The organism is Ferruginibacter lapsinanis (assembly GCF_020783315.1).
Taxonomy (GTDB): domain Bacteria; phylum Bacteroidota; class Bacteroidia; order Chitinophagales; family Chitinophagaceae; genus Ferruginibacter; species Ferruginibacter lapsinanis.
Genome location: NZ_CP086063.1, coordinates 659503 through 685768 on the forward strand (window position 1 = coordinate 659503; position 26266 = coordinate 685768).

Genomic DNA, 26266 nt, shown 5'->3' on the forward strand with positions numbered 1-26266 from the left:
GAAACTAGTTCGCTTGGATTGAAACTATCAAACTAATTTGTAGTTTTGCTCCCAATTTGTTTACGTAATACCCTTTTAGGCATGGATCATATTTTTCTCAGTGCTGCGTTGGCGTTTTTGATTACATTTTTTGCAATCCCAATAATCATTCAGGTTGCTCGTGACAAAAAATTATTTGATGAACCGGACGAAAGAAAGGTACACAAGGTTGTTATCCCTACGTTAGGTGGTCTGGGTATATTCGCAGGCTTCATTTTAGCTACTTTGATTGGCGCTCCAACAGGAGGAAGAGAATTGCAATTTGTTGCAGCTGCTACTATAGTCATTTTCTTTTTGGGTATCAAAGATGATATTCTTGTTTTGTCCGCTGCCAAAAAATTTCTTGGTCAGATAATCGCTGCAGGTATAATTATTTGGTTTGGCAAATTGCAGATAACTGACATGCATGGCATTTTCGGTATTCATGGGCTGCCTCAAACAGCCAGCCTTGCACTTACATTCTTCACTGCACTTGTTATCATCAATTCTTTCAATTTAATAGATGGCGTGGATGGTTTGGCTGGTAGTTTAGGGTTACTGACCACCCTCGTATTCGGCACTTATTTCTTTTTTGCCGGAGAAGGCATGTACGCTGTAATGGCGTTTGCTTTATCAGGTAGTATCATTGCATTCCTTATCTATAATTTTTCTCCGGCTAAAATATTTATGGGTGATACCGGTTCTTTACTATTAGGACTAGTAAATGCTGTATTGGTCATTAAATTCATTGGTGTTGCCGGTAACCCTGCTAGTGCTATTCCTCTTCATGCTTCGCCTGCAATAGGCTTTGCAATACTGATTGTACCATTATTTGATACACTTCGTGTTTTTGGATTACGTATTTTAGACAGACGCTCTCCGTTTAGCCCTGACAGAACTCATGTTCATCATTTTTTATTAGATATGGGGCTGAACCACAAAAAAATAACTTTTGTGTGTATAGGAGTAAATATTGGATTCATCTTATTGGCATTCTTTTTACGTGATCTCGGAACTACTACTGTATTGGGAATAGTCCTGTTAAGTGCATTGGCTATGATCGGCCTTATTTACTACTTACGGTCAAAAAATAATTTATTGCAAGCGTCAGCTAAATTAAAACGTGAAGAGTCTATTTTAAAACCACGCAAACTATTTACCCTTGCGTCAGAGGCTGTAGAAGCGGACTGACCCTATGTACGATTTTGGATGTACGATCTACTACTAACTTTCAAGTTTTGAAAAGTAAATAAAAATAGTAAGTTCGTTAAATTTAATGAAATCGTAAATCCACTAGTTCAAAACGTGAATGATTTTACTCTTCCTTTGCAAATTTCACTATCCGCCGCATCATTCTTTTCTTTAGCTTTGCAGCCAAGTAATTTTTTATTTTATGTCAGAAGAGTTAGATTTAATCAAAATGGACGCTGAGTCTACAATGAGAAAGGCAATAAGCCATTTGGAAACAGAATTGACAAAAATTCGTGCAGGTAAAGCCAATCCCAATATGCTGGATGGAATTGTGGCGGAATATTATGGTTCCCCTACTCCTTTGGCACAAATTGCTAATATAATGGTATTAGATGCCCGTACCATTTCTGTTCAGCCCTGGGAAAAAAATATGCTTCAACCAATTGAAAGAGCGATCATTGCTGCTAACATTGGCATTAACCCTCAGAATGATGGTAATTTTATCAGACTATTTTTACCTCCGTTAACCGAAGAAAGACGTAAAGAATTAGTGAAGAGATGTAATGGTGAAGGCGAAACGGGCAAGGTATCCATTCGCAGTATCAGAAGAGATGCCATCGAACAAATAAAAAAATTACAAAAAGACGGATTAAGCGAAGATGCCGCAAAAGATGCTGAAGCAGAGATACAGGAGCTTACCAATAAATTTATCGGGCTGGTAGAAAAGCACCTGGAAGCAAAAGAAAAAGAAATTATGGTGGTGTAATCATAATTAAAAATGAATAATGAAAAATTAAAAATAGGTTTCCATGAACCTGAGATTAATTTTTCATTTTTAGTTTTTAGTTTTTAACTAAATAAGATGCCTTTTAAGTTTGATGAAACTGCTTTAATACTTATAACTACTCCCCTATACATTTTAGTTATCGGAGGAGAAATATTATTCAGCCATCTTCACGTAAAAAAATATTATAGTTTTAAAGGTGTCATTCAGAACATATATCTGTCATTAATAAATGCAGGCATAGATCTGTTATTCAGGTCGATATATCTTTTTATTATCCTCCAATGGTTTTATACGCATGCCTTCTATTCATTCAAGCCATTTGGGTGGGTATATTGGCTGATGCTTTTTATTTTAGAAGATCTGGCATTTTATGTGGAGCATAGGGTCGATCATTATTGCCGAGTTTTCTGGGCAGTACATGTTACGCATCATTCTTCGGAAGAATACAATCTTACAACAGGATTCCGTTCATCAGTATTCCAACCCCTGTATCGTTTCATTTACTTTATCCCATTAGCCTTACTTGGTTTTGACCCAATCGATATTGTATTTATGTATTCGATTACGCAGATATATGGTATCCTTGTGCATACACAGGCAATAAAAAAAATGCCTAAATGGTTTGAGATACTATTTGTAAGTCCCAGTCATCACAGGGTACATCATGCAAGCAATGTTTTGTATCTGGATAAGAATATGGGAATGTGTTTAATTATCTGGGATAAAATGTTTGGCACTTTTCAGGAAGAAATACCCGACGAGCCGGTAAAATATGGACTTACAAAACCTATTAGCAACCCGTATCATCCGTTGAAAATTATTTTTCACGAGTGGCAAAGTATTGGTAAAGACCTGAAAAAGAAAACATCTTTTTTTACCAAGTTAAAATATCTTTTTATGCCACCGGGATGGAGCCATGATGGTAGTAGTAAGACGGCAAAGGAGATGAGAAAAGAGTTATAAACTCTCAGGCTTTTTTCTGTTGGTAATGTATACTCCTATCAATATAATGACTAAACAACCAACCTGCAGTAATCCAAATTTCTCTCCGTAGATTAGTCCCCAACCGATAGCCACAAAAGGCATTCCGTAAGTAACCATACTGGCAAAAATACCCCCTGCTCGTTTTACAAGCATATAAAACAATGCAGTAGCGATAGCTGTTCCCACCACCCCCAATACAATACCGGCTCCGGTAGAAATCAGCATATCATGATTGCTCAATGGTAAAGAAAAATACCCGGTTGAGATCAATACAATTGATGCGATGATCCCATTAAATGACAATGCCACAGAAGCAATTTTTAGCGACCCGATCTCATGCAATTTTTTTGCCACCAGATTTACATTATAACCATACAAAATAGTAGCAAGTACTACGTAAAGTGCAAAGCCAATATGTTTGTATTGTTGCTGAAAACTTTCTCCACTACTCAATAACAATAATATACATCCTAAAAAGGCAATGCAAATTCCTATTATTTTATTGACAGTAGTATTTATGCTGAAAAAGATTGCGCCGGTTATAATAACAAAGATCGGTGTTAGAGAATTCAACATTCCTGTTAATGCACTATCAATTCCCTCTTCTGCCATGCAAAACAATAATGCCGGTATTAAATTTCCGATGGTACCGCTGATACAGACAAGAAACAATTTATTTTTGGGTATCTCTCTAACATACTTGATAGCCAATGGCAAAAAAAACAATCCGCCGGATGCAATACGTAAAGCAGATACCTGAAGAGAGTTAAGTTTTTCAAGGCCTACCTTCATCAACACAAAACTGCTTCCCCAAACAATTGCCAGGAAAATAAAGATCAACCAATTAACTAAAGTTCTACTCACTATATATTTTATTCAAACAAAGATGCAGTTAAAATACAACATATCTAAAATAGACTTGTATTTATTATTAATTTTTGACAAATGATTTTTAATTTTTATTTTTATCTTCTTTTAAATAATTAAAAAATACTATTATGGGACTAATTAAAGAATTTAAAGAATTTGCAATGAAAGGCAATATTGTTGACCTTGCCGTTGCAGTAATTATAGGTGGGGCATTTGGTAAGATCGTTACAGGACTTACCGATTCATTGATCATGCCTTTAATAAGTATGGTTCTGGGAAAAGAAGGAGTAAAAGACCTTAGTTTTTCTATTGGAAAAACAATTTTTCCTGTGGGTATATTTTTCCAGGAAGTGATCAATTTTATTTTGATCGCCATTGTTCTTTTTGCCATTATAAAAGTAATGAACGGATTAAAAAAGAAAGAAGCCGAAGCTCCTGCCGCCGCTCCGGAACCATCATCAACTGATAAGTTACTTACAGAAATCAGAGATGCATTAAGAAAATAAATATATTTTTATAATTTTGCGCCGGTTTTAGCTGAAAAGTTGAAACCGTTTTTTATTTAAAATCAAAATTATATCAATGAAAAAAACAACTAGGCTGTTCATTATCTGTACATTATTAATGAACGCAGCAAGATCGCAGGGAACTACTGATAATGCGATTAAATTTACCGGGGAGGTCACAGCAAATCTTACTAAAAACAAAACTGAATTGAAAGACGGTTGGACAAAAGGCGGAACGATCAATGTCGCCGTCAATGAATCGGGTAGAAATGACTACTGGATAAAGGGTGGGGAACAATTTGCGATTGGAATAAAGGGAATCCTTGATTATAATTTTGATAGAAAAAAAGGAAAAGCAAGTTGGCTGAACTCTTTTAGAGCAAGGTACGGTGTTACCAGGGCAACATCCACCGGCAAAAAATTTTTAAAGAATGATGATTATCTGAACTTCAGTTCAACTTTTGGCTCTGAGTTTAAAAAAAGCTGGAGTTATGCAGGCTTTCTTAGTTTGGAAAGTCAATTTGAACAATACTTTCTTACTCCAGGTTATATCAAATTGGGGCCTGGTATACTATACAAACCAAATGAAAGTTTTAACCTGCTGATTTCACCGGCAATGGTAAACCTTACTACTAAATTAGCTCCGTCACTCAAACCCGTTAATGCATTTGGGGTAGATTCAGGAAAAACGCTGGCACTTGGACTCGGAGCCTTTGTTCAGGCCAAATGCAACAAGGATATTGATAAAGGCATTAATTACAAATCCGTGGCCACTGTTTATTCTAATTATTTGGATCATCCCGGCAATATGGTACTTGATTGGTCTAATTTGTTCACCCTTACAGTAAATAAATTAATTGGCGCAACTGTCAGCATAAATGCCCGTTATAACGACTTTGAAGTAGGCCGTTTACAGTTACAACATAGTATTGGCGTAGGTTTAAGCTATAAATTATAAGCGATTTATACACATTGCATTTTTCGACCCTTTTTTAGGCATAAACTACCCCAAGTTTTAATACATTTGCCCCCAACCACTTGGGGGCTTTTATTTTTATACTTATGGCGAATAATACTTCTTATCAGATAAAACTTGACCAATTTGAAGGTCCGTTTGATTTATTACTTTTCTTCATTGAAAGAGATGAATTGGATATTTACAATATTCCCATTACCAAGATAACAAACGACTTCCTGGATTTTATTCATCAAACAGAAAAATTAAATATTGAGCTGAGCAGTGAGTTCATCTTATTCATCAGCACATTGATGCGTATCAAAGCTAAAATGCTGATACCACGTAAAGAAGTGGATGAACAAGGTAATGAAATTGATCCAAGGCAGGAATTGATCAACAAGATATTAGAATACAAACGCTTTAAAGAAGTTTCTTTAAAGATGGCAGAATTGGAAGCTGATCGTATGTTCATGATCAAAAGAGGTAATCTGCAGAAAGAATTGGCGCAAATTGGTGAAGAAGCCGGAGAAGGAACAGAGATACAAGCAGTTACTTTGTTTAAATTGATGAAGGCATTCGAAAAAGTAATTCTGAAATTACAGGAAAGAAATCATAAGCCGGTACATACCGTTGTGCAGTATAACTACACTATGGAAGGTAGCAGAGAATATATGCTGGAAGCTTGTCGTAGAGAAAAGACCGTTACGTTTGAAAAAATATTTGATGTGTGCGAAAACCGCATACATGCCATTTTCTTATTCCTTTCATTGTTGGAATTAACACAACAACGCTATATGACACTGATCACCGGCGAAGGCAGAAATAATTTCATTATTGAATGGAATGAAAACAGAGAAGAAGATACTGTTGGTCTGCTCCCCGGAGATGAAGCCTGGAATTAAATAATTATCCTCCTTTCGGAGGATTTTTTTTGCTATTTTGTCAGTTCATTAAATGGCATTAAATTTGATGTTTAAACATTGAATTTTAAAATTACTATTATGAACACGATATTATTTAAAGCTGCCGACAGAGGCACAGCAGATTACGGATGGCTGAAACCAAATTACTATTTTAGTTTTAGCCAATATCATAACCCGGGAAAAGTACACTTTGGTTTACTACGAGTATTAAATGATGATTTTATTAGTGGTGGTGGCGCTTTTCCTACGCATCCTCATGATAATATGGAAATTGTTACCATTCCATTTACCGGTGCATTAGTGCATAAAGACAGCACAGGCGGACATGGTGTTATCAATGCCGGTGATGTACAGATCATGAGCGCCGGTAGTGGTATACAGCATAGCGAAGCAAATGCTTCTGCTACTGAACCTGTTACTTTGTTTCAGATATGGGTATATCCTAAAGTTGAAAATATCAAGCCGAGGTATGATCAGAGAAAATTTGATGTTTCAGACAGAACGAATAAATGGCAATATGTGGTGAGCCCAAATGAAGCAGATAATGGTTTATGGATAAATCAGGATGCTCGTTTTGCTCTGACCAATTTAAGCGCTGGCAAAGCAATCTCCTACTCAAATGCATTTAAAGGCAATGGTGTTTTTTTAGTGGTGATCAATGGTAGTGTAAAAGTTGGCGATACCACACTAGGCAGAAGAGATGCCATAGGTATTTCAGAAACAGATAATTTTACTGTTACCGCCAGTGAGGATGCTGAGTTATTAGTGATTGAAGTACCGATGGATTTTGCTTAATATTTCAGTAATACATATTTAGTAAGATCGGTTTATCAGATCTGTTAATATATTTTTTTAGTTCATTTAAAAAAGTTGGGGCTACTGTAGGGCAGCCCCAACTTTCACATATAGGAAATGGTGAGGTTTCATCAGCAGGAACACAGGAATGCGAATGCAATACCACAAAGCGATTCAAAGCATTGCTGTTGGTTTTATCCAGTCCATATAATTTGTAAGCCAGTCCGAATTTTCCAAAATATGATTTGCATATTTTATATTTTCCTAATGAAGAACACAAGCTTCCGGGTTGATTGGAGAATTTTATTTCAGTGGAATGATCATCGCCGCTACCATGTGCTACTAAGCCAGCCAATTCTATAGAATCCTTATCCAGATTGTATACAAAGAATCTTTTTTTACCGGATTCCATTTTCATGTCTATCATGAAACAATAGGTGCTGTTGTAATGATGCTTTCTGATGTAATCAGTGATACCCGCTGACTTTAAATGCAGTCTTGCTGCAACGGTTTTATCAATCTCCTTTTTGGGGATTGTAAATGAAGCTTTATTTTTCTTGGGTACAAACTTTGTTTTATACCAAAAGAAATATGCTAATGCTGTTATACTCATAGCGAGCAACAATACAGTGGAGATAAGTTTTATTAAGAGTTTCATGAAAGTAATATTGCCAATTAGATACTTGGGCAAATTATTTCCACAGAAAAAAATGTTAAACAAAATCAAAAGCTTCTATCTAATTATTTCTTATTTACTTTTTGCCTTGACGCAAAAAGTAACAAAAAAGTCAAGGCAGGAACGATTACAGCACATTCCTGCCGTATAGCTATGTGCATCAGTTGTACTACTGTGACCTCGACATTTGTTCTCTACTCTTAGCTTCATTGTCGATTAATTTTTATTTGAAAAATAAAAAAACTGGAAGTATTGGTTGAATATAGATTTTTAGCTGAATGGCTGCCGGATGGAAGTGTAAAGCACGGTGAGGGATGGTGCGGAGGCTTTCCCGAATGGCTTTTCCTTCGGGACAAGTGTGCGGACTTGCAACGTACAGCCGGAACCGTAGTTGAAATATGTTTATTGCTGAAAGCCCGGGAACTTTTATTTGATCAACTGCTCTACATTTATGGAGATCATATCTCTTAATGTTTGTGCAATATGATTGGCGTCTAAACCAATCTCTTCGTAGAGTTGCTTGGGGGTACCGTGTTCTACCAATCTATCGGGAATACCCATAATATGCACATCGGCTTTGTAATTATGTTCGCTCATGAATTCTAATATGGCGCTGCCAAAACCTCCTTTGATGGTTCCATCTTCGATAGTAATTACTTTATTATAAGAAGCAAATATTTCATGTAACATTTCTTCATCCAATGGCTTTGCAAAACGCATATCGTAATGCGCCGGATTGATTCCATCTGCTTTTACATCACGAATGGCTGCTGCTGCAAAATTTCCTACATGACCGAAAGACAGTATTGCAATTTCTTTACCATCTTTTAATTTTCTTCCTTTACCAATTTGTATTTCTTCGAAAGGATATTTTTGAGCCATATTATCTTTCTGACAATCGGCTATTACACCTTCGCCACGAGGGTAACGGATCACAATTGGATTTTTTGTAGTTGCTAACTGTGCCGTATACATGAGGTTACGCAATTCTCTTTCATTCATCGGCGCACTAACGATCATGTTAGGGATACAACGCATATAAGCGATGTCATAACAACCATGATGCGTTGGTCCATCCTCACCCACCAGCCCTGCCCTGTCTAAACATAACACCACCGGTAAATTTTGTATAGCAATATCATGCACCACCATATCGTAAGCTCTCTGCATGAAAGAAGAATAAATATTGCAGAAAACTTTCATACCCTGTGTAGCCAGGCCGGCACTTAATGTTACCGCATGTTGTTCGCAAATGCCTACATCAAAAGCCCTGTGCGGCATTTTCTCCATCATATATTTTAAAGATGAGCCACTAGGCATTGCCGGTGTAATACCCATGATCTTCTCATTCTTTTCTGCCAACTCAATAATAGTATGTCCAAAAACATCCTGATATTTTTGAGGTTGCGGCAGATCGAAATGTTTTTTCTGGATCTCTCCGGTTACTTTATCAAATAAGCCGGGAGCATGCCATTTGGTTTGATCTTTTTCTGCCAGAGAATATCCTTTACCCTTCACCGTTACTATGTGTAAAATTTTAGGGCCGGGGATTTTTTTAAGATCCTGTAATGTATCTACCAGCTTACTGATATTATGTCCATCGATAGGACCGAAGTATCTCAACTTCAATGCTTCAAATAAATTAGCATGCCCGTTCACCATTCCCTTCAACCCTTCGGTTAACTTCTGCCCCATTGCCCTGGTGAATTGCTTACCTACCGGTAATTTTCCAAGCAAATTCCAAACATCATCTTTTACTTTATTGTAAGTAGGCGACGTCGTTATATCAGTTAAATATTCTTTCAACGCTCCCACATTCGGATCGATACCAATGCCATTATCATTCAATACGATCAACATATCCGCATCCGAAACACCGGCATGGTTCATGGCTTCAAATGCAATACCTGCTGTCATAGAACCGTCGCCAATGATGGCCACACTTTTCCTGTCTTCATTCTTTAATTTAGCAGCAATGGCCATCCCCAATGCCGCACTGATGGAAGTAGAGGAATGCCCTACACCGAATGTATCATATTCGCTTTCGCTTCTTTTAGGGAAGCCGCTTAGTCCGTGATATTTTCTGTTCGTGTAAAAATTATCTCTTCTGCCGGTTAATATTTTATGGCCATAAGCCTGATGGCCTACATCCCATACCAGCTGATCGTAAGGAGTATTGTAGATATAATGTAATGCAACCGTCAATTCAACCACACCTAAAGATGCGGCGAAATGGCCTCCATGAACACTTACCACGTCAATAATATACTGACGCAACTCATCACAAACCTTATGCAAATCTTCCCTGCTGATCTTTTTAAGATCTTCAGGAGAGTTTATTTTGCCTAAAAGTGGGCCTGGTTGACTATTCATTCAGTGTATTTAACGTAACGAAGGTAAGTTTTTTGGTGCTTCGCTACATGGTTTTAAACAGTTTTTAACGATAATTGTTCGGAATTAGAGCCCTATACACTCAGATACTTAACACAAAGTACACTAAGTAGTCTCGAAGTTGCACAAAGACAGTCTGGAATTTGTTAGAATTATCGTTTGGTGAATTGCTTCATTAAAACAAATAATCTCTTTGTGTACTTCTGTGCATGCTCTGAGACCTCCGTGAAATACCTACACCACCACATTCACCATTTTATTCTTCACGTAAATGACCTTTTTAGGCGCTTTCCCTTCTAACCACTTCTGTACCACTTCATTGGCCAGCACAATTTTTTCTGCTTCTTCTTGAGTGATATCCAACGCCATATCAATCGTAGTACGCATTTTACCATTGATAGACACCGGATATTCTTTAGAAGATTCTATCAGATATTTTTCTTCCACTGTAGGATAAGCAGCATCTAAAATAGTAGTCGTATTACCTAAAGCATACCAAAGTTCTTCTGCTATATGCGGTGCATACGGCGTCAAGATGATCAATAATTTTTCAAGAATTTCTTTCTTGTGGCATTTCAATTCTCCCAATTCATTTACACAAACCATAAAAGCACTTACAGCTGTATTGTAACTGAAGTTGGCAGTATCACCATCGATCTTCTTAATGGTTTTATGCAGCACTTTCAATTCTGCATCAGTTGCTGGGGAATCTGTCCATACTTTGCCTTTGATATCATCAAAGAACAAGCGCCATAGTTTGCGTAAGAAACGATGAACCCCTTCAATGCCTTTGGTATCCCACGGTTTACTCATTTCTACAGGGCCGAGGAACATTTCGTACATGCGGAAAGTATCGGCACCATATCTGTTACACAACTCATCTGGATTAACCGTGTTGTATTTTGATTTGGACATTTTTTCTACTTCTGCTCCGCAGATGTATTTACCATCTTCAAAAATAAATTCTGCATTTGTATATTCACCATTTTTCCATCTTTTGAATTCTTCGGTGTTTAGTTCTACTCCATCAACAAAATTGACATCAACATGCAAAGGGCTTGTCTCGTATTTATCTTTTAGTCCAGCTGACACAAATTGATTTGTTCCAACAACCCTAAAGACAAACCTACTACTCCCCTGTATCATACCTTGATTCACCAATTTCTTAAATGGTTCATCAAAACTGATATAACCTAAGTCGTACAACACTTTCGTCCACATACGGCTATACAACAAATGCCCTACGGCATGCTCTGTACCACCTACATATACATCCACCTGGTTCCAGTAATCACTTGCTTTTTTATCGCAAAATGTTGTTGCATTATTTGGATCCATGTAACGTAAAAAATACCAGGAAGAACCTGCATAACCAGGCATGGTAGAGGTTTCTCTTCTTCCTTCAGGGGTATTCACCCAATCTTCCAAATTACCCAACGGGCCTTCGCCTTCTCTCCCCGGACCATATTTATCTACATGCGGCAACTCCAATGGCAGGTCTTTTTCTTCTAGTGCAACAGCCGTTTCTCCCTGCCAGATAATTGGAAAAGGTTCCCCCCAATAACGCTGGCGACTAAAGCCTGCATCTCTCATTTTATAATTCACCTTCTTTACCCCAATCCCCATTTCCTCTATCTTACTAACGGCAACGCTTATAGCATCTTTCATCAACAAACCATTTAAAAAACCACTATTTTGTAAAGTAGCTTCTTTAGTAGGGTTCGCTTCTTCGCCATTATAAAAATCTCCGATGATATTGGTAATAGGAATATTAAAATGTTTGGCGAATTTAAAATCTCTTTCATCACCGCAAGGCACAGCCATAATAGCCCCTGTACCATATCCTGCTAATACATACTCACTGATATAGATTGGAATTTCTTTTCCATCAAAAGGATTGATGGCATATGCACCTGTAAAACAACCGGTGATCTTTTTCTCCGCCATTCTATCTACATCGCTCCTACTTTTTACATAAGCAATGTATTCGTCAACAGCAGTAGCTTGTTCCACAGATTTTATTTCGTTTACCAATTCATGTTCCGGTGCTACCACCATAAAGTCAACACCGAAGATAGTATCAGGTCTGGTGGTATAAACTCGTAAATTTTTATCCGTTCCTTTAATGGCAAAATCCATTTCGGCTCCTTCACTTCTACCGATCCAGTTGCGTTGCATCTCTTTCATGCTTTCGCTGAAATCCACTGTTTCCAGTCCTTCCAGCAATCTATCGGCATACGATGTAATGCGTAAATACCATTGACGCATTTTCTTTTTAACTACCGGATGTCCACCACGTTCACTCACGCCATTCACCACTTCATCATTTGCCAATACCGTTCCCAATGCCTCACACCAATTTACTTCGCCGTATTTACTAAAAGCCAACCGACGGTTCATTAAAATATCTTCCTGCTCTTTTTTACTGTACCCATTCCATTGCTCAGCAGTAAATTTGTTACAACCTTTTGTTTCGTATTTTTTTATCAGCTCAGCAATTGGCCTGGCTTTTTTGTGTGTATTACAGAAATAGCTATTGAATAATTCTAAGAATATCTTTTGTGTCCACTTATAATAATTTGGATTACTTGTCTGTATCTCTCTATCCCAATCATAACAAAAACCAATTTTATCCAACTGACTTTTAAACGTAGCAATATTTTTCTTCGTTGTTTCTGCAGGATGCTGCCCTGTTTCCAACGCATATTGTTCGGCCGGCAAGCCAAAACTATCAAAACCCATCGGATGCAACACATTAAATCCTTTCAATCTCTTATAACGGGCATAAATATCCGAAGCTATATACCCTAGCGGATGCCCCACATGCAACCCTGCACCACTTGGGTAAGGAAACATATCCAACACATAAAACTTTGGCTTGTCGCTTTCGTTGTTAACCTTGTACACTTTGTCAGCATTCCATTTGTCCTGCCATTTTTTCTCGATCTCGTTAAACTTATATTCCATTTTGTATTTAATATTGTCTATTGACTATTTAATATTTCTGAATCTGATTGTACTTTCCTCTGCTAAATAGCAATTTTAACAGTACCTTATTGCCTTTGTATCATCCAATAAAAATATATTTGCAAATAAGCTGTTTTGCAGGTGGCAAAAGTACATTAAAGCAAGTAAAAACCTTTATTTTTGACCTGTTTTGAATACGGCTGCTGCCAACAACCCATTAATTATCAAGGATAAACAATTAGCTAACACATGTCTCAATTCGGAAAATCATCTGCTAAGCGAAGCAAACCCTCTTATTTATACGCTATTATTGGTGTTTCATTGATCTTGTTTCTTTTCGGAATAGTAGGTTGGTTATTTCTTAACCTGAAAAAATCCGGCGAAATGTTCAGGGAGAACATCCAGGTGCATGCGTATATACAGCGTTCTGCTACAAAAAAACAAATTGACAGTCTGCAAAAATATATTGAAGCGATCCCTTATGTAAAAAATCTGGAATATATCACCAAGGAAAAAGCTACCGCAAAATGGAATGCAGAAAATGATACTACCTGGAAGAAATTTTTAGACAATTCCCCTCTGCCTGAAAGCATGGATTTTTATGTTAAGTCAGATTATATGAACAAAGACAGTATCGCTTCTCTACAAAGTGAGTTGGAAGCAAATTTTGGCGGCCGGGTAATGTCAGAGTTTCAATATCCTACTGAAACAGTTGGCTATGTAAGCAGCTACACTAAATATATTGCAGCCGGCATCTTGCTGTTTGCTATCATTCTATCAATCATTGTAATTATTTCCATCGACAATACTATCAGGTTAGCCATGTACAGCAACCGTTTCTTAATTAAAACAATGCAAATGGTTGGTGCTACCCGTAGTTTTATTGCCCGGCCATTAAATGTAAGAGCCGTGATCAATGGATTGATCGCTTCGGGGATAGCCATTTTAGCTGTATTTTGTTTTATTTTACTGGTAGAAAAATTTGTACCGTGGCTAAAATTGTTAAGAGACGGAAGAAATATGGCAATTATTATTACTGGTATTATCATTGCCGGAGTTACTATTTCCTATGCCAGCACACATCGCTCGGTATTGAAATACCTTAAAATGAAACTCGATGACCTGTATTAATACCTTCTCCTAAAGAGAAGTATTAAAAAACATTAACTTGCAACTTTATAAAGTATTGAACAATGAATAAGAATGTAAAACAACCCACTCCAGCCAGTTTATTTGGTAAAGAAAATTATATGCTTATGCTTGGAGGGTTAATCGTACTGGCGCTTGGATTTTTCTTAATGGCAGGCGGAAAAAGTCCTGATCCAACTAAATTCAACGATGCTGAGATCTATAGCACCACTCGTATTACGGTTGCTCCTTTGTTGATCGTGATTGGTTTTATTATTGAGATCGTTGCGATAATGAAAAAACCTAAGACTAATTGATAATGGATAATTAATAATTGATAATTTTTTGCGAAGTATATTGCTTCGCAATTTTTATTTACAATATTTACAAAACTACTGCATGAACACCATCGAATCTATCATCATTGCCATTGTAGAAGGGCTGACAGAATTTTTACCTGTGTCATCTACCGGACATATGATCATTACAGAAAAATTATTACACATTGTAGAAACCGATTTTATTAAAGTTTTTACTGTAGCTATACAACTAGGCGCCATACTTGCAGTGGTGGTTTTATACAGAAAAAAATTCCTGAATTTTAAAAATCTGAATTTTTATTTCAAATTGGCAGCGGCGGTAGTACCTGCATTGGTATTAGGCTTTTTATTTTCAAAAAAGATAGATGCATTATTAGAAAGTTCTTTAACAGTTGCCATCACTCTTTTAGCAGGAGGTATTATCTTATTATTTGTAGATAAGCTATTTAAAATACATACTATTGATTCTGAAGAAAAAATATCTTTCCCAAAAGCCATCATGATCGGTTGCTGGCAATGTATTGCCATGATACCGGGAGTGAGTCGCAGTGCGGCTTCCATTATTGGTGGGATGCAGCAAAATTTAACTCGTACAGTAGCCGCAGAATTCTCTTTCTTTTTAGCTGTACCAACCATGCTGGCAGCAACGGGCTACAAATTATTAAAATACTATAAAGAAGCCGGAGGTTTTTCATCTGAAGAAATAAAACAATTGGCTATCGGCAATGTGGTAGCATTCATTGTTGCTTTGTTAGCGATCAAATTTTTTATCGGCTTCGTTCAAAAATACGGTTTCCGTATCTGGGGTATTTATAGGATCATTGTTGGAATTATTCTGCTGATTCTTATCTGGAGTGGTTTTATTCAATAATTTATTGTTTGTTTACATGATTAATTATTAATTTTTCATTCTTAATTATTACAAATGCAAACTGCTTCAAAAAAGGTTGTCAATGGTTGGGCTATGTACGATTGGGCCAACTCGGTATATAATCTTGTAATTACCACCACTTTTTTTCCTGCATATTATGCCGCTATTACAGGCCTACATAATTTCCCAAATGGTGTTACATTTTTAGGACGTCGTTTTGTAAACACCGAGTTGAAGGATTATGTTTTAGCATTTGGATTCTTAGTGATCGCTCTGATCTCTCCTATACTATCCTCAATTGCCGATTATAAAGGCAATAAGAAAAATTTTATGCGGTTCTTCTGCTATCTGGGTGCAGCAAGTTGCTCCCTACTTTTTTTCTTTGATAAAGATCATGTGACTCTTGGTTTAATGTGTTTTATGTTTGCCGGTATTGGTTTTTATGGCAGCCAGGTCTTTTATAATTCTTATTTGCCAGAAATTGCTGCCGAAAAAGATATGGATAGAGTAAGTGCTAAAGGATACACAATGGGATATATCGGCAGTGTATTGATGCAACTAATTGGTTTTGCCTTAGTGATGACAATGAAAGACAAAGGGTTGGCATTGACCATTACTTTTTTATTAGTAGGAATATGGTGGGTAGGCTTTGCACAGATCACTTTCAGTAGACTTCCTATGAGTTCTGCAAGCGAAAGAAAAGCAAAGAAACATGTACTGGTGAATGGTTTTCATGAATTAAAATTAGTTTGGCAACAGATCACACATATGCCCGTCTTAAAAAGATTCTTGAGTGCATTTTTCTTTTATAGCATGGGGGTTCAAACTGTAATGCTGGTAGCAATCGACTTTGGTATCAAAGAACTAAAGTTAGCAGATGACAAATTGATCATCACCGCTGTGATCATTCAATTGGTTGCTATAGCCGGAGCAGTAGCTATGTCCAAACTTTCAGAAAAATATGGCAATATAAAAGTTTTGCTTTTTACTGTGTTATTATGGATAGGCGTTTGTATTACAGGTTATTTTATTACGACTGAAATACATTTTTATATCATCGCTTCTTTAGTTGGTTTAGTAATGGGTGGTATACAATCTCTTAGTCGTTCTACCTATTCCAAACTAATGCCTGAAACCAAAGACACCGCTTCTTTCTTCAGCTTTTATGATGTTACTGAAAAACTGGCTATCGTTATTGGCCTATTTACATTTGGCTTGATAGAAGGAATCAGCAGTATACGACAATCCATTTTATCGTTGGTTGTATTTTTTCTGATTGGCTTTATTTTGTTGCTGTTAACTGCTCGTAAACAAAGGAGAATAACAGTTTAATGCTTCATGTTTTTTCCTGTTATAAATAGGGCTTATCTAAAGTAATGTGTCTTATTATTACTGATTAGGTGTTGTATCACTTTTTTCTGTTAGATTTAACAGACACAAGCAATATCAACCTCTCTTGTAATAAAGAAAAAGATCAACATTAATAATGAAAGTTTCACAATTTATACCTCCGATAATTTTTAACATCTATAAGAAAATACGATCCACTAAAGCTGGCAGGTATAAAATTGGCAAATATGAAATTGATATCCCTCCGAATTTTGCTTTACCCGCTATTCAAAAAGCACATAGATTGTATGATAGATTTTTACCGGTTTTAGCTAAAAATTTATCCCATGATAAACTTATTATTGATGTTGGAGCAAATATTGGAGATACCACTATCAGCATGTTACAAAATTGCACAAATCCAATAGTGTGCTTTGAGCCATCTGATATATTTTTCGATTATTTGAAAAGAAACTTAAACAAGTTATCGCCTACAGATGCAGGCAGAGTGGATACTTTTAAGCAACTTGTTGGAACAGGCAATCTTTCAGGAGGGTTGAACCATCATGCTGCAGGAACTGCTACATTGCAGCTCAGTGAAAGCCAGACAACTATTACGCATATACCGTTAGATAAATTGATTGATGATAGCAGCAATGTGATATTATTAAAAGTGGATACTGATGGGTTTGATTTCGATGTAATCAAATCTGCAGAAAAAATATTATCAAATTCTGAACCGATCTTATTTTGGGAAAATGAAATATCCGAAGATTTTCAATACGAGGGTTTTGAAACTCTGTACACACTCCTGATCAAAAAGGGGTACAAATACATTTATATATTTGATAATTTTGGTAACTTAATGGTGGAAGAATCAACTTTTGAAGTACTGAAAGACATCAATGCTTACGTGTATAGTATGAAAAAAAATAATTGCACCAGAACAATTTATTATACAGACATACTGGCCGTAACTGAAAAAAATCATTCATTTGTAAAAAATGCGATTTTGGAATATAAAAAAGCATGGATAAATAAATAAATTACAGCATACAGTAAAATGAAATTGTATTCTATCAATACCGGTTACTTTAAATTAGATGGAGGGGCTATGTTTGGCGTAGTACCCAAAAGTATCTGGAACAAATTAAATCCAGCAGATGAAAATAATATGTGTAGCTGGGCACTGCGATGTTTATTAATTGAAGACGGTGATAGGTTGATCCTGATCGATACCGGCATGGGGGATAAACAGGATGCAAAATTTTTTAGTTATTACTATCTGCATGGTGACAACACGTTAGATAAATCATTAGCGAAACATGGTTTTACAAAAGATGACATTACAGATGTGGTCTTAACTCATTTACATTTTGATCATTGTGGCGGGGCTATCATAAAAGATAATGACAAGCTTGTTCCTGCTTTCAACAATGCTGTTTACTGGAGCAACAAAAAACATTGGAAATGGGCCACGGAACCAAACGAAAGAGAAAAAGCTAGTTTTTTAAAAGAAAATATTTTGCCTATTCGGGAAAGCGGCTTCTTGAAATTTATTGAAGTTTCGGATAACAATAAACAATTAGCAACAGATGAACGCATCCCTCAGCTATCTTTTTTTATTGCAAACGGCCACACTGAAGCAATGATGCTACCGATAATCAATTACAAGGGCAAAACAATTGTATTTATGGCCGATCTGCTTCCGTCTGTTGCACATATACCATTACCTTATATTATGGGGTACGATATGTTTCCAATAAAAACATTGGAAGAAAAGAAACGATTTTTACAAACAGCGGTAGAAAAGGAGTATATACTTTTTTTTGAACATGACCCTTTGATTGAATGCTGCACAGTTCATCAAACTGAAAAAGGAATCAGAGCAAACAATACGTTTACACTAAGTGACCTGTAACAAACTATTGCCCTCTTACACTTTGCAATGACGTTAATGGGTATCTTAAATTCTTATACCCATACATATCAATTTTTACAGTCCCAACACTGATCGGACTTTCTACTCTTAATAGTAAATGATTGGGATCATCACTTACCCATGCCGTCATTTTCTCCCCACCTTCAAACATAGTTCCCTTTATCAACAAAGGTTTGAATTTTATAGCTCTGAATTTTCCGTAGCGGGTCTTTACATTTTCTTTTCCAAGATACCGTATGTACAAGTGATACACTTCATCGTCTAAAAACATGTCGAATGGAATTTTATCTCCGGGGTTATACTTACTGAAATTTATATTACGAGCATAATAAATAGAACTTACCACATCCTGAATGCAATTAGGTGTTTTGAAAATACCATTTGTACTCACCGCTGTACCAGCTCCCTGATTGAACGTTACGTTATTATAAATTTTGTGTCCGCCTTCATCTACATTACGAATAAATTTTACCGGCAGCATTGTTGAAGTATCAATATAAGTTTCATAACGATCTCTTACCCTGAAGAAATTATCAAAGAATGAATACGACTTTCCATCTCCCACACAATGGTAAACTGTTTTACCGTTAAACCTTTCCAGTGTAGTAACAAAAGTGGCTTCGCCGGCACCTACATACATCCCCAGTGCATTATAAAAAACTTTCAGAGTAACACTTTCTCCTTCTTTAAATGCGGTGTTTTTAATTCCGCAAAAATCATCACCCGGTACTTGTTTTGGCGCAAACGCCATAAGACCTGTTATCAGAACAAATATTTTAATTAAGTTTCTCATCTTTTTCTTTTAGAATTTTTATACTCAAAATCAGCAAACTACCGATGATTGCCGGTACCACTAAATTAATCAACCAAATACCTAATGCTGCTGCACCTACGCCTAATTCATTTCCGGTGTAAAATTTCAAAATCTCCCAACTGGCTTTTGCCCTTACAGGCAATTCTACAAAACCTAATGTTGGTGCAACTGCCATCACTAAATAAAATACCGTCATTAACCAAAAACATAACCAGCCTCCTATACCAACATGCATTACCTGTAATAAAAGAACGTATTGCAAAACAAATACCAGAAATCGCACAAACGATAAAAGCAAGATCGTAAATAACTGCTTATCGCTAAATTCATCCAACACACTTATATGACGTACTACTTTTTGCAGAGCCGGTACTTTTTCCATCATTCTAACCAGCCAGCCTAAACGTAAATAAAACAGCAACAAAAAAACAGTCACGCCAACACTCAAATAAATTAGAACATTACTCCAAAAGTCTGGTAAAACATTTAATGCGTTGCTATTGTTTTGTGAAAAAAATCTTAAAAACAATAAACCAAGGCATCCCATGATCAAAGTAATCAACAATTGACTGATACTTCCAACAATAGTCAATGATATTGCTTTTATTCTATTTTCATTTTCAACATACAAAATTCTACCTCCATACTCCCCAACCCTGTTAGGCGTAAGCATTGTAACACTACAGCCAGACAACACTGCCTTATAAGCCTTAATAAAAGAAAAACGCTGCAAATGATGAATGAGTAGCTGCCACTTTTTTGCCTCAATTCCCCAATTCACAAACATTAAAAAAATCACCAGCCAAAATTTCCAATTAAGCCAACTATCTTTTATTTCGTGCCATCTGTTTGGCAGATCGGGCTGATTAACTATCTGCCGATACAAACTCCATGAAAGTATGATAAATAATAGAGGACCTAAAAAATAATTGATTAATATTTTGATATACCTGTTCAACCCGATTTGATTACTTTTATACTACAAGTATAGTTTAAAAAAGGGGCAATTCAGTAAACCTAAAAACAAAATTTCTCTTATACATGACATCAAAAACAATTCTAGGCATTGATCCCGGCACAGTTGTCATGGGCTATGGCTTGATAAGAATTACAGGAAGCACTATAAAATTAGTAGAAATGGGGGTTTTAAAACCAGGCAAAGTTGAAGATCCGTATAAAAAACTACAATTGATCTATAACACAGTTAGTGGTCTCATTGTTAAATACAAACCGGATGTATTTGCCATTGAAGCTCCTTTCTTTGGAAAGAATGTACAGAGTATGCTTAAGCTGGGCCGGGCCCAGGGAGTAGCTATTGCAGCCGCCATGAGACATGGTTTAGATGTAACTGAGTATTCTCCCAAAAAAGTTAAACAATCAATTACTGGCAATGGAAATGCGAATAAAGAGCAGGTATTAAAGATGCTTCAACGATTGCTACAATTTGAAGAAAATCCAACCTATTTAGATGCATCAGATGCATTAGCCGTAGCTGTGTGTCATTATTTTCAGGAAAAGACTGTATCAGTATCCGGAGCAGGCAAATCAAAAGGATGGGATGATTTTCTGAAAAAAAATCCCGAAAGAATTAAGTCTGGTAAAAGCGTAAAGTAATTAACCGTTGCTTTTTTATTAACTTCCACTTAACATAGATTAACAGCGTTGAGATGAAATTAAATAAAAACTTTGCAGAATACATTTTATGACAATTCGTTCCAAAACATTACGGTTAGTGCTGCTCGTGAGCACCCTTTTGATAGCCGTGATCATTGCAGTGCAATTATTCTGGCTGCAAAAGGTTTATTTATATGAAGAGAAGCAATTCAACATTAATGTTTCAAAAAGCATACGTGGTTTATATGATGATATGGAATTGGTAAATGATGTTTCTGATAATAAACAAACGATCATTGAAAATCCCAGCCCGGATATCTATTTATTCAGAGTAGATTGTATCCCAAGCCTTGATACACTTTGGATGAGCATCAAATCTGAATTCACCGATTTTGATGTATACACCGACTGCAAAATAGGCGTCTACAACAATCATAAGCAAGCATATATTTTTGAGAATTATATCGACCTGCCGGATGCTTACAACAAAAAAGGCATCCCTAAAAGTTTACCGGTCTTTTCAAGAAACTATGACTATATCATGTATCTTTTTCCTCACAGGAGTCAGTACATTTTGAAACAGATGTTTTTCTGGATCGTATCAAGTGGCACGCTTTTAATTGTATTGATCGGTTTTGGAATAAGTATTTTTTATTTATACCGTCAGAAATTTTTAAACGAAATACAAAAGGATTTTGTAAACAATTTCACACATGAGTTCAAAACTCCTTTAGCGGTAATGAAAATTGCATCTGAAGTATTACAACAATCTGATATCAACAATAAACCGGACAAACTAAAGACCTATGCCAATATCATCAATGATCAAACAACGCATTTGCAGGCGCAGGTACAACGCCTACTCGAAATAGCATATACAGACAGAAGTAGCCTGCCGCTGCAAAAAGAAAAAGTCAATATCAATGAACTGATCGCACAATCAATTAATGACCTGCAACCACTGATAGAAGAAAAAAGGGCAATCATTAATACTAGTTTCCCTACAGGAGAATGTATTATTTCGGCGGATAAATCCTATTTACTGCTGACTTTCGTAAATCTCATTGAAAATGCCATTAAATTTTCCAGGCAGCCTTCTATAGATATCATAGCATCTATAGAAGAACATACTGCCAGTATTTCAATAAAAGATAATGGAGTAGGTATCAGCAAAGAAGAACATAAAAAAATATTTGATCGTTTTTACCGGGTTACTGAGGGGGAATTGCATACTACTAAAGGTTTCGGACTTGGCTTGAATTTTGTTAAAAAAGTAGTAGATGCACACAATGGCAAGATTACAATAATCAGTGAGCAGGGCAAAGGAAGTTGTTTTATTATAAAATTACCAACAACCTAAATATCGTTTCATGAGTAAAGGAAAAGTACTTTTAGCAGAAGATGATCTGGCATTAAGTTTTGTAATAAAAGATAATTTACAAGACGCCGGCTATGAAGTTACTCATTGCCCGGACGGAGAAATAGCATGGCAGCAATTTCAAAAAAAAGAATTTGATATTTGTTTATTAGATGTAAACATGCCTGTGAGAGATGGCTTTTCATTGGCAAAAAAGATCCGGCAGTTAAGTGATGTTGTCCCTATCTTATTTATTACAGCCAAGAGTATGGAAAGTGATAAAATAACAGGATTTAAAACCGGTGCCGATGATTATATCACCAAGCCTTTCAGTATGCAGGAACTGTTGATGCGTATGGATGTTTTTTTACGTCGATCAAAAAAATTGTCCTCAGACACACAATTGGAATACACTATCGGTAAACTAAGATTTGTTACCGCCGAACTTAAAATATATATTGACAAAGAAGTAATTTCTTTAACTCAAAAAGAAGCTGATCTGTTGAATTTTTTTGCAAAGCATATCAACAAGATATTAAAAAGAGAAGAAGTATTGCTGAATGTTTGGGGTAAAGATGATTATTTTTTAGGTAGAAGTATGGATGTATTTATTACCAAACTTCGTAAGCATCTTAAAGCAGACCCATCTATTATTTTAGAAACAATTCATGGTGTTGGCTTTAGACTAAATGTGCCAGAATAGCCTGTTGTACTTCTTTTAACTTTTCGGCTGACAACTCCAGTTTTTCATTGGTGAAATTCAGATCATCCGCAGAATTGATAGGCATTAAATGCAAATGAGCATGTGGCACCTCTAACCCTACAACACTTACTCCGCAACGATTACAATCAAATGCTTTTTCTATAGCATGTGCAATGGGTTTTGCAAATACCAGCATCTTACTCAAATAATTATCTGACAGATCAAAAAATTTATCTGTTTCTGTTTTAGGCACTACCAATACATGGCCTTGTACCAATGGAAAAATATCCAGAAAGGCAAAGAAATTTTCATCTTCAGCGATCTTATAAGACGGGATCTGACCGGCGATTATTTTAGAGAAGATTGTCATACAAATATTTTTTATAAAATTACAAACAAAAAAGCCCTACTCAAAATGAACAGGGCCTTTTAAAAATTTGATAACAATTAAATGGTAATATTTTCCACTTTAAATTTAAGTTGCCCGGCTGGCACCTGCACTTCAGCAATATCGCCAATTACTTTACCCAGCAATCCTTTTCCAATTGGAGAGGTTACAGAGATCTTACCCAATTTCAGGTCTGCTTCTTTTTCTGAAACTATCTGATAGGTAACTTGTTTTTTTGTTCCCATATTGGTTACCGTAACCTTGGTGAGAATAGACACTTTGCTGGTATCAATATTTGTTTCATCCAAAATACGGGCCGTAGCAATTACACCTTCCAGATATTTGATCTTGGCCTCCAACATACCTTGCGCTTCTTTTGCCGCGTCATACTCAGCATTTTCTTTTAGATCACCTTTTTCTCTGGCTTCGGCAATAGCTCTGCTGGCTGCAGGTCGTTCAACACCTTTCATATGTTGCAACTCCTCTTTCATTTTTTCAAAAGTGTCTTTCTTTACATAATTAGTATCACTCATAACAAATCGTTTATAGTAAATAGAAAAAAAAATACAACGCCTCAGGAATGCCTAAGGCGTTGTATATTATCACAAATATAATATTTTTTTTAAACTCCCAACTTTTCCAGAATTACTGCACTCATTTTATAAAATGCCTCATGGCTGTAACCGGCTATGTGTGGAGTAATTACCACATTTGGCTGCGATATCAAAAATTCTACTTGTTCTTTTTGAATAGAGGTTAAGGTCTCCAGTTTTTCATTTTCCAGAACATCTAATGCCGCTCCAGCAATGAATTTTGCCTCCAAAGCCTTGATCAGGGCTGCAGTATCAACCACTTTCCCTCTACATGCATTGATAAAATAGGGCTTTTTTTGTAGTGAAGTGAAGAACGCATCATTGGCCATATGTCTTGTTTCATCTGTTAATGGCACATGAAAACTGATCACATCAGCATATTTGCATATTTTTTCCAGATTAGCTTCTTTAATGTACTCCTTTCCAAAACCAAACTTGTATTTATCATACGCCAAAACAGTAACATTAAATGGTGCCAGTAATTTTGCAAAAGAACTCCCGGTATTACCATAACCAACAATACCGATCGTTTTTCCAAAAAGTTCTGTGCCTCTGTTCACATCTCTGAGCCATTGCTGATTCTTCACTTCTAAAAAACTTTTTGAGATATTATTGGTAAGATTCAACAATAATCCCAAAACATGCTCTGCTACTGCATTACGATTACCTTCGGGGCTGCTCATACATATTACACCTCTGCTTTCTGCATAATTTGTATCAATCAATTCCATACCACTTCCCAAACGACCTATCCACTTCAGTTTTATTGCTTTATCTAAAATGTTTTTATCAATACGTAATCTTGTGGTTACGATCAGACCTTCGGCTTCAGCAATTAATCCAGCCAATTCTTCGTAATTGATTTGAGGTAGGTACATCACTTCATACCCTTTTTGTTCCAGCGTATCCATCAAATACTGATGTGCACTGGCTGTAATAATCACCCTTGCTTTTTTTGTATTCATCTCTATAGTGCGGCTATCATACTAATTTCAAGATTCGCATTTTTGGGTAAACCCTTTACAGCATAAGTTTCCCTTGCCGGGAAATTGCCGGAAAAATATTGAGCATAGATGGTATTTACACTGCCAAACAAATCCATATCACTTAATAATATCGTTGTTTTAACTACATTGCTCAAATCCATCCCGGCTTCTGCCAACACATTCTTCAGATTTTGCATTACCTGATGCGTTTCTTCCTCAATATCTTTATTTGCCAGATCATTAGTGCCTGGTATCAAGGCTACTTGTCCGGACAGAAACAATAGATCTCCCACTTTTACAGCCTGGCTGTACGGACCAATAGGTGCCGGAGCTCTTTCTGTATTGATAATTTCTTTACTCATTTTTTATTTATAAAACACAAATATATCTTTTTGCTACGACGTATTTTTGTAAAAATTTACATAAGATAGTATATGCCACTTATATTAAATATTAGCACTGCATTAGAAACAGCCTGCGTAAGCATTGCTAGGGATGGTGCTTTGTTGCAAGAACTTACAAATAGGGAACCAAAAGACCATAGTAGTTTTTTACAAGTGGCCATTAAACAGCTTTTGAGTAGTTTACAGATTGATATACAACAGATTGATGCTGTTACGGTCATTGAAGGGCCGGGATCTTATACCGGACTTAGAGTTGGTATGGCTGCCGCAAAAGGACTTTGCTACGCTATTAATAAACCACTTATAACTATTAATTCCCTTGAGGCATTAACAGCATCAGCACTCAATGAATTACAAACAGATATTCCTGAATTATTGCTATGTCCGATGATCGATGCAAGACGCATGGAGGTATATACTGCAATTTATGGTTCAAATCTGCAAATTATATTAAACCCTAGTGCCTTAATACTTAATCCCTTATCATTCGAAGATTTTTTTAACAGGCACCCAATTTTATTTTTTGGTTCTGGTGCCGAAAAATGGGGTAGGCTATGTGCTAATCCAAAAGCAGTTGGATTTCATAAAATTGAAATACAAAGTAAAATATTGAGTAATTTGTCTTTTAAAAAATATTTAGCAAAAGAATTTGCAGATATTGCTTATTCTGAGCCTTTATATATAAAAGAATTTTTCTCTCCAAATGCTTGATAATTTGATGCATATAATAAAAAGGGCAAAACTTATGCAA

27 protein-coding genes are annotated in these 26266 nt (G+C 36.2%); 17 read left to right on the top strand and 10 right to left on the bottom strand.

Annotated features, from left to right (window positions below; all coding sequences use genetic code 11):
- The first annotated feature begins 81 nt into the window (after positions 1–81).
- The 3 genes from LK994_RS02805 (at position 82) to LK994_RS02815 (ending at position 2959) form a co-directional block, all read left to right on the top strand.
- A complete protein-coding gene (locus LK994_RS02805) occupies positions 82–1209 on the top strand; it encodes a glycosyltransferase family 4 protein (protein ID WP_229761367.1) in 1128 nt (375 codons plus the stop codon).
- Between the two features lie 202 nt (positions 1210–1411).
- Positions 1412–1975, top strand: a complete 564-nt coding sequence (frr, locus tag LK994_RS02810; protein ID WP_229761368.1) for a ribosome recycling factor — start codon at positions 1412–1414, stop codon at positions 1973–1975.
- A 96-nt stretch (positions 1976–2071) separates the two neighbouring features.
- The gene (locus tag LK994_RS02815; RefSeq protein ID WP_229761369.1) at positions 2072–2959 is read left to right on the top strand and encodes a sterol desaturase family protein; all 888 of its coding nucleotides are present in this window, start codon (positions 2072–2074) and stop codon (positions 2957–2959) included.
- Here the strand turns inward: LK994_RS02815 and LK994_RS02820 are convergent.
- The gene (locus LK994_RS02820) at positions 2954–3844 is read right to left on the bottom strand and encodes a DMT family transporter (protein WP_229761370.1); all 891 of its coding nucleotides are present in this window, start codon (positions 3842–3844) and stop codon (positions 2954–2956) included. The two genes, LK994_RS02815 and LK994_RS02820, sit on opposite strands and share 6 nt — an antisense overlap.
- 134 nt (positions 3845–3978) lie before the next feature.
- Between LK994_RS02820 and mscL the strand changes: the two genes are divergently transcribed.
- The 4 genes from mscL (at position 3979) to LK994_RS02840 (ending at position 7032) form a co-directional block, all read left to right on the top strand.
- Positions 3979–4356, top strand: a complete 378-nt coding sequence (gene mscL, locus LK994_RS02825; RefSeq protein ID WP_229761371.1) for a large conductance mechanosensitive channel protein MscL — start codon at positions 3979–3981, stop codon at positions 4354–4356.
- Between the two features lie 76 nt (positions 4357–4432).
- A complete protein-coding gene (locus LK994_RS02830; protein WP_229761372.1) occupies positions 4433–5314 on the top strand; it encodes a DUF3078 domain-containing protein in 882 nt (293 codons plus the stop codon).
- A 104-nt stretch (positions 5315–5418) separates the two neighbouring features.
- Entirely contained in the window at positions 5419–6216 is a 798-nt protein-coding gene (locus LK994_RS02835) for a segregation and condensation protein A (protein ID WP_229761373.1), read from the top strand.
- 99 nt (positions 6217–6315) lie between these two features.
- Positions 6316–7032 carry a pirin family protein gene (locus LK994_RS02840; RefSeq protein WP_229761374.1) on the top strand — a complete coding sequence of 239 codons (717 nt, stop codon included), beginning with the start codon at positions 6316–6318 and terminating at the stop codon, positions 7030–7032.
- Positions 7033–7036: 4 nt separating this feature from the next.
- Here the strand turns inward: LK994_RS02840 and LK994_RS02845 are convergent, their stop codons facing one another.
- The 3 genes from LK994_RS02845 to leuS all read right to left on the bottom strand — a co-directional run bounded on the left by LK994_RS02845 (position 7037) and on the right by leuS (position 13066).
- Positions 7037–7690 carry a murein L,D-transpeptidase catalytic domain-containing protein gene (locus LK994_RS02845; RefSeq protein ID WP_229761375.1) on the bottom strand — a complete coding sequence of 218 codons (654 nt, stop codon included), beginning with the start codon at positions 7688–7690 and terminating at the stop codon, positions 7037–7039.
- Between the two features lie 444 nt (positions 7691–8134).
- Positions 8135–10081 carry a 1-deoxy-D-xylulose-5-phosphate synthase gene (dxs, locus tag LK994_RS02850; protein WP_229761376.1) on the bottom strand — a complete coding sequence of 649 codons (1947 nt, stop codon included), beginning with the start codon at positions 10079–10081 and terminating at the stop codon, positions 8135–8137.
- 252 nt (positions 10082–10333) lie between these two features.
- Positions 10334–13066 (bottom strand): leucine--tRNA ligase, encoded by a 2733-nt coding sequence (gene leuS, locus LK994_RS02855; RefSeq protein WP_229761377.1) that lies wholly within the window; start codon positions 13064–13066, stop codon positions 10334–10336.
- Positions 13067–13315: 249 nt separating this feature from the next.
- Here leuS and LK994_RS02860 point away from each other — a divergent pair, with 249 nt between their 5' ends.
- From LK994_RS02860 to LK994_RS02885, 6 genes are all read left to right on the top strand, one after another.
- Positions 13316–14197: a cell division protein FtsX gene (locus LK994_RS02860; RefSeq protein ID WP_229761378.1), complete on the top strand. Its 882-nt coding sequence runs from the start codon at positions 13316–13318 to the stop codon at positions 14195–14197.
- A 62-nt stretch (positions 14198–14259) separates the two neighbouring features.
- Positions 14260–14511 (top strand): DUF3098 domain-containing protein, encoded by a 252-nt coding sequence (locus tag LK994_RS02865; protein WP_229761379.1) that lies wholly within the window; start codon positions 14260–14262, stop codon positions 14509–14511.
- 82 nt (positions 14512–14593) lie between these two features.
- Positions 14594–15385 (top strand): undecaprenyl-diphosphate phosphatase, encoded by a 792-nt coding sequence (locus tag LK994_RS02870; RefSeq protein ID WP_229761380.1) that lies wholly within the window; start codon positions 14594–14596, stop codon positions 15383–15385.
- A 54-nt stretch (positions 15386–15439) separates the two neighbouring features.
- On the top strand, positions 15440–16717 hold the full coding sequence (locus LK994_RS02875; protein ID WP_229761381.1) for an MFS transporter: 1278 nt from the start codon (positions 15440–15442) through the stop codon (positions 16715–16717).
- Positions 16718–16871: 154 nt separating this feature from the next.
- A complete protein-coding gene (locus tag LK994_RS02880; protein WP_229761382.1) occupies positions 16872–17759 on the top strand; it encodes an FkbM family methyltransferase in 888 nt (295 codons plus the stop codon).
- An 18-nt stretch (positions 17760–17777) separates the two neighbouring features.
- On the top strand, positions 17778–18635 hold the full coding sequence (locus LK994_RS02885) for an MBL fold metallo-hydrolase (protein WP_229761383.1): 858 nt from the start codon (positions 17778–17780) through the stop codon (positions 18633–18635).
- A 4-nt stretch (positions 18636–18639) separates the two neighbouring features.
- Here the strand turns inward: LK994_RS02885 and LK994_RS02890 are convergent, their stop codons facing one another.
- Both LK994_RS02890 and LK994_RS02895 read right to left on the bottom strand, forming a co-directional pair.
- The gene (locus LK994_RS02890) at positions 18640–19449 is read right to left on the bottom strand and encodes a DUF3108 domain-containing protein (protein ID WP_229761384.1); all 810 of its coding nucleotides are present in this window, start codon (positions 19447–19449) and stop codon (positions 18640–18642) included.
- A complete protein-coding gene (locus LK994_RS02895) occupies positions 19433–20428 on the bottom strand; it encodes a lysylphosphatidylglycerol synthase transmembrane domain-containing protein (protein WP_229761385.1) in 996 nt (331 codons plus the stop codon). The genes LK994_RS02890 and LK994_RS02895 overlap by 17 nt, the downstream gene beginning before the upstream one ends.
- Positions 20429–20511: 83 nt before the next feature.
- On the opposite strand from LK994_RS02895, the gene ruvC reads away from it, so the two are divergent.
- The 3 genes from ruvC (at position 20512) to LK994_RS02910 (ending at position 23144) form a co-directional block, all read left to right on the top strand.
- Complete coding sequence (gene ruvC, locus LK994_RS02900; RefSeq protein WP_229761386.1) at positions 20512–21084, top strand: crossover junction endodeoxyribonuclease RuvC; 573 nt, start codon at positions 20512–20514, stop codon at positions 21082–21084.
- Positions 21085–21172: 88 nt separating this feature from the next.
- Positions 21173–22444 (top strand): sensor histidine kinase, encoded by a 1272-nt coding sequence (locus tag LK994_RS02905; protein ID WP_229761387.1) that lies wholly within the window; start codon positions 21173–21175, stop codon positions 22442–22444.
- Positions 22445–22454: 10 nt separating this feature from the next.
- A complete protein-coding gene (locus tag LK994_RS02910) occupies positions 22455–23144 on the top strand; it encodes a response regulator transcription factor (protein ID WP_229761388.1) in 690 nt (229 codons plus the stop codon).
- On the opposite strand, the gene LK994_RS02915 is transcribed toward LK994_RS02910, so the two are convergent.
- From LK994_RS02915 to LK994_RS02930, 4 genes are all read right to left on the bottom strand, one after another.
- Entirely contained in the window at positions 23122–23514 is a 393-nt protein-coding gene (locus tag LK994_RS02915) for an HIT family protein (protein ID WP_229761389.1), read from the bottom strand. The two genes, LK994_RS02910 and LK994_RS02915, sit on opposite strands and share 23 nt — an antisense overlap.
- Before the next feature lie 77 nt (positions 23515–23591).
- Positions 23592–24065, bottom strand: coding sequence for a transcription elongation factor GreA (gene greA / locus LK994_RS02920; protein WP_229761390.1), 474 nt, complete (start codon positions 24063–24065; stop codon positions 23592–23594).
- 89 nt (positions 24066–24154) lie between these two features.
- A complete protein-coding gene (locus LK994_RS02925; protein ID WP_229761391.1) occupies positions 24155–25090 on the bottom strand; it encodes an NAD(P)-dependent oxidoreductase in 936 nt (311 codons plus the stop codon).
- 2 nt (positions 25091–25092) lie between these two features.
- The gene (locus tag LK994_RS02930) at positions 25093–25473 is read right to left on the bottom strand and encodes a RidA family protein (RefSeq protein ID WP_229761392.1); all 381 of its coding nucleotides are present in this window, start codon (positions 25471–25473) and stop codon (positions 25093–25095) included.
- Between the two features lie 72 nt (positions 25474–25545).
- Here LK994_RS02930 and tsaB point away from each other — a divergent pair, with 72 nt between their 5' ends.
- Positions 25546–26226 (top strand): tRNA (adenosine(37)-N6)-threonylcarbamoyltransferase complex dimerization subunit type 1 TsaB, encoded by a 681-nt coding sequence (tsaB, locus tag LK994_RS02935; RefSeq protein WP_229761393.1) that lies wholly within the window; start codon positions 25546–25548, stop codon positions 26224–26226.
- Positions 26227–26266 lie beyond the last annotated feature (40 nt).

Coding starts and splice junctions, on each gene's coding strand:
- LK994_RS02805 (WP_229761367.1), top strand. CDS start 82: ATGGATCATATTTTTCTCAGTGCTGCGTTGGCGTTTTTGATTACATTT.
- frr (WP_229761368.1), top strand. CDS start 1,412: ATGTCAGAAGAGTTAGATTTAATCAAAATGGACGCTGAGTCTACAATG.
- LK994_RS02815 (WP_229761369.1), top strand. CDS start 2,072: ATGCCTTTTAAGTTTGATGAAACTGCTTTAATACTTATAACTACTCCC.
- mscL (WP_229761371.1), top strand. CDS start 3,979: ATGGGACTAATTAAAGAATTTAAAGAATTTGCAATGAAAGGCAATATT.
- LK994_RS02830 (WP_229761372.1), top strand. CDS start 4,433: ATGAAAAAAACAACTAGGCTGTTCATTATCTGTACATTATTAATGAAC.
- LK994_RS02835 (WP_229761373.1), top strand. CDS start 5,419: ATGGCGAATAATACTTCTTATCAGATAAAACTTGACCAATTTGAAGGT.
- LK994_RS02840 (WP_229761374.1), top strand. CDS start 6,316: ATGAACACGATATTATTTAAAGCTGCCGACAGAGGCACAGCAGATTAC.
- LK994_RS02845 (WP_229761375.1), bottom strand. CDS start 7,690: ATGAAACTCTTAATAAAACTTATCTCCACTGTATTGTTGCTCGCTATG.
- dxs (WP_229761376.1), bottom strand. CDS start 10,081: ATGAATAGTCAACCAGGCCCACTTTTAGGCAAAATAAACTCTCCTGAA.
- leuS (WP_229761377.1), bottom strand. CDS start 13,066: ATGGAATATAAGTTTAACGAGATCGAGAAAAAATGGCAGGACAAATGG.
- LK994_RS02860 (WP_229761378.1), top strand. CDS start 13,316: ATGTCTCAATTCGGAAAATCATCTGCTAAGCGAAGCAAACCCTCTTAT.
- LK994_RS02865 (WP_229761379.1), top strand. CDS start 14,260: ATGAATAAGAATGTAAAACAACCCACTCCAGCCAGTTTATTTGGTAAA.
- LK994_RS02870 (WP_229761380.1), top strand. CDS start 14,594: ATGAACACCATCGAATCTATCATCATTGCCATTGTAGAAGGGCTGACA.
- LK994_RS02875 (WP_229761381.1), top strand. CDS start 15,440: ATGCAAACTGCTTCAAAAAAGGTTGTCAATGGTTGGGCTATGTACGAT.
- LK994_RS02880 (WP_229761382.1), top strand. CDS start 16,872: ATGAAAGTTTCACAATTTATACCTCCGATAATTTTTAACATCTATAAG.
- LK994_RS02885 (WP_229761383.1), top strand. CDS start 17,778: ATGAAATTGTATTCTATCAATACCGGTTACTTTAAATTAGATGGAGGG.
- LK994_RS02890 (WP_229761384.1), bottom strand. CDS start 19,449: ATGAGAAACTTAATTAAAATATTTGTTCTGATAACAGGTCTTATGGCG.
- ruvC (WP_229761386.1), top strand. CDS start 20,512: ATGACATCAAAAACAATTCTAGGCATTGATCCCGGCACAGTTGTCATG.
- LK994_RS02905 (WP_229761387.1), top strand. CDS start 21,173: ATGACAATTCGTTCCAAAACATTACGGTTAGTGCTGCTCGTGAGCACC.
- LK994_RS02910 (WP_229761388.1), top strand. CDS start 22,455: ATGAGTAAAGGAAAAGTACTTTTAGCAGAAGATGATCTGGCATTAAGT.
- LK994_RS02915 (WP_229761389.1), bottom strand. CDS start 23,514: ATGACAATCTTCTCTAAAATAATCGCCGGTCAGATCCCGTCTTATAAG.
- greA (WP_229761390.1), bottom strand. CDS start 24,065: ATGAGTGATACTAATTATGTAAAGAAAGACACTTTTGAAAAAATGAAA.
- LK994_RS02925 (WP_229761391.1), bottom strand. CDS start 25,090: ATGAATACAAAAAAAGCAAGGGTGATTATTACAGCCAGTGCACATCAG.
- LK994_RS02930 (WP_229761392.1), bottom strand. CDS start 25,473: ATGAGTAAAGAAATTATCAATACAGAAAGAGCTCCGGCACCTATTGGT.
- tsaB (WP_229761393.1), top strand. CDS start 25,546: ATGCCACTTATATTAAATATTAGCACTGCATTAGAAACAGCCTGCGTA.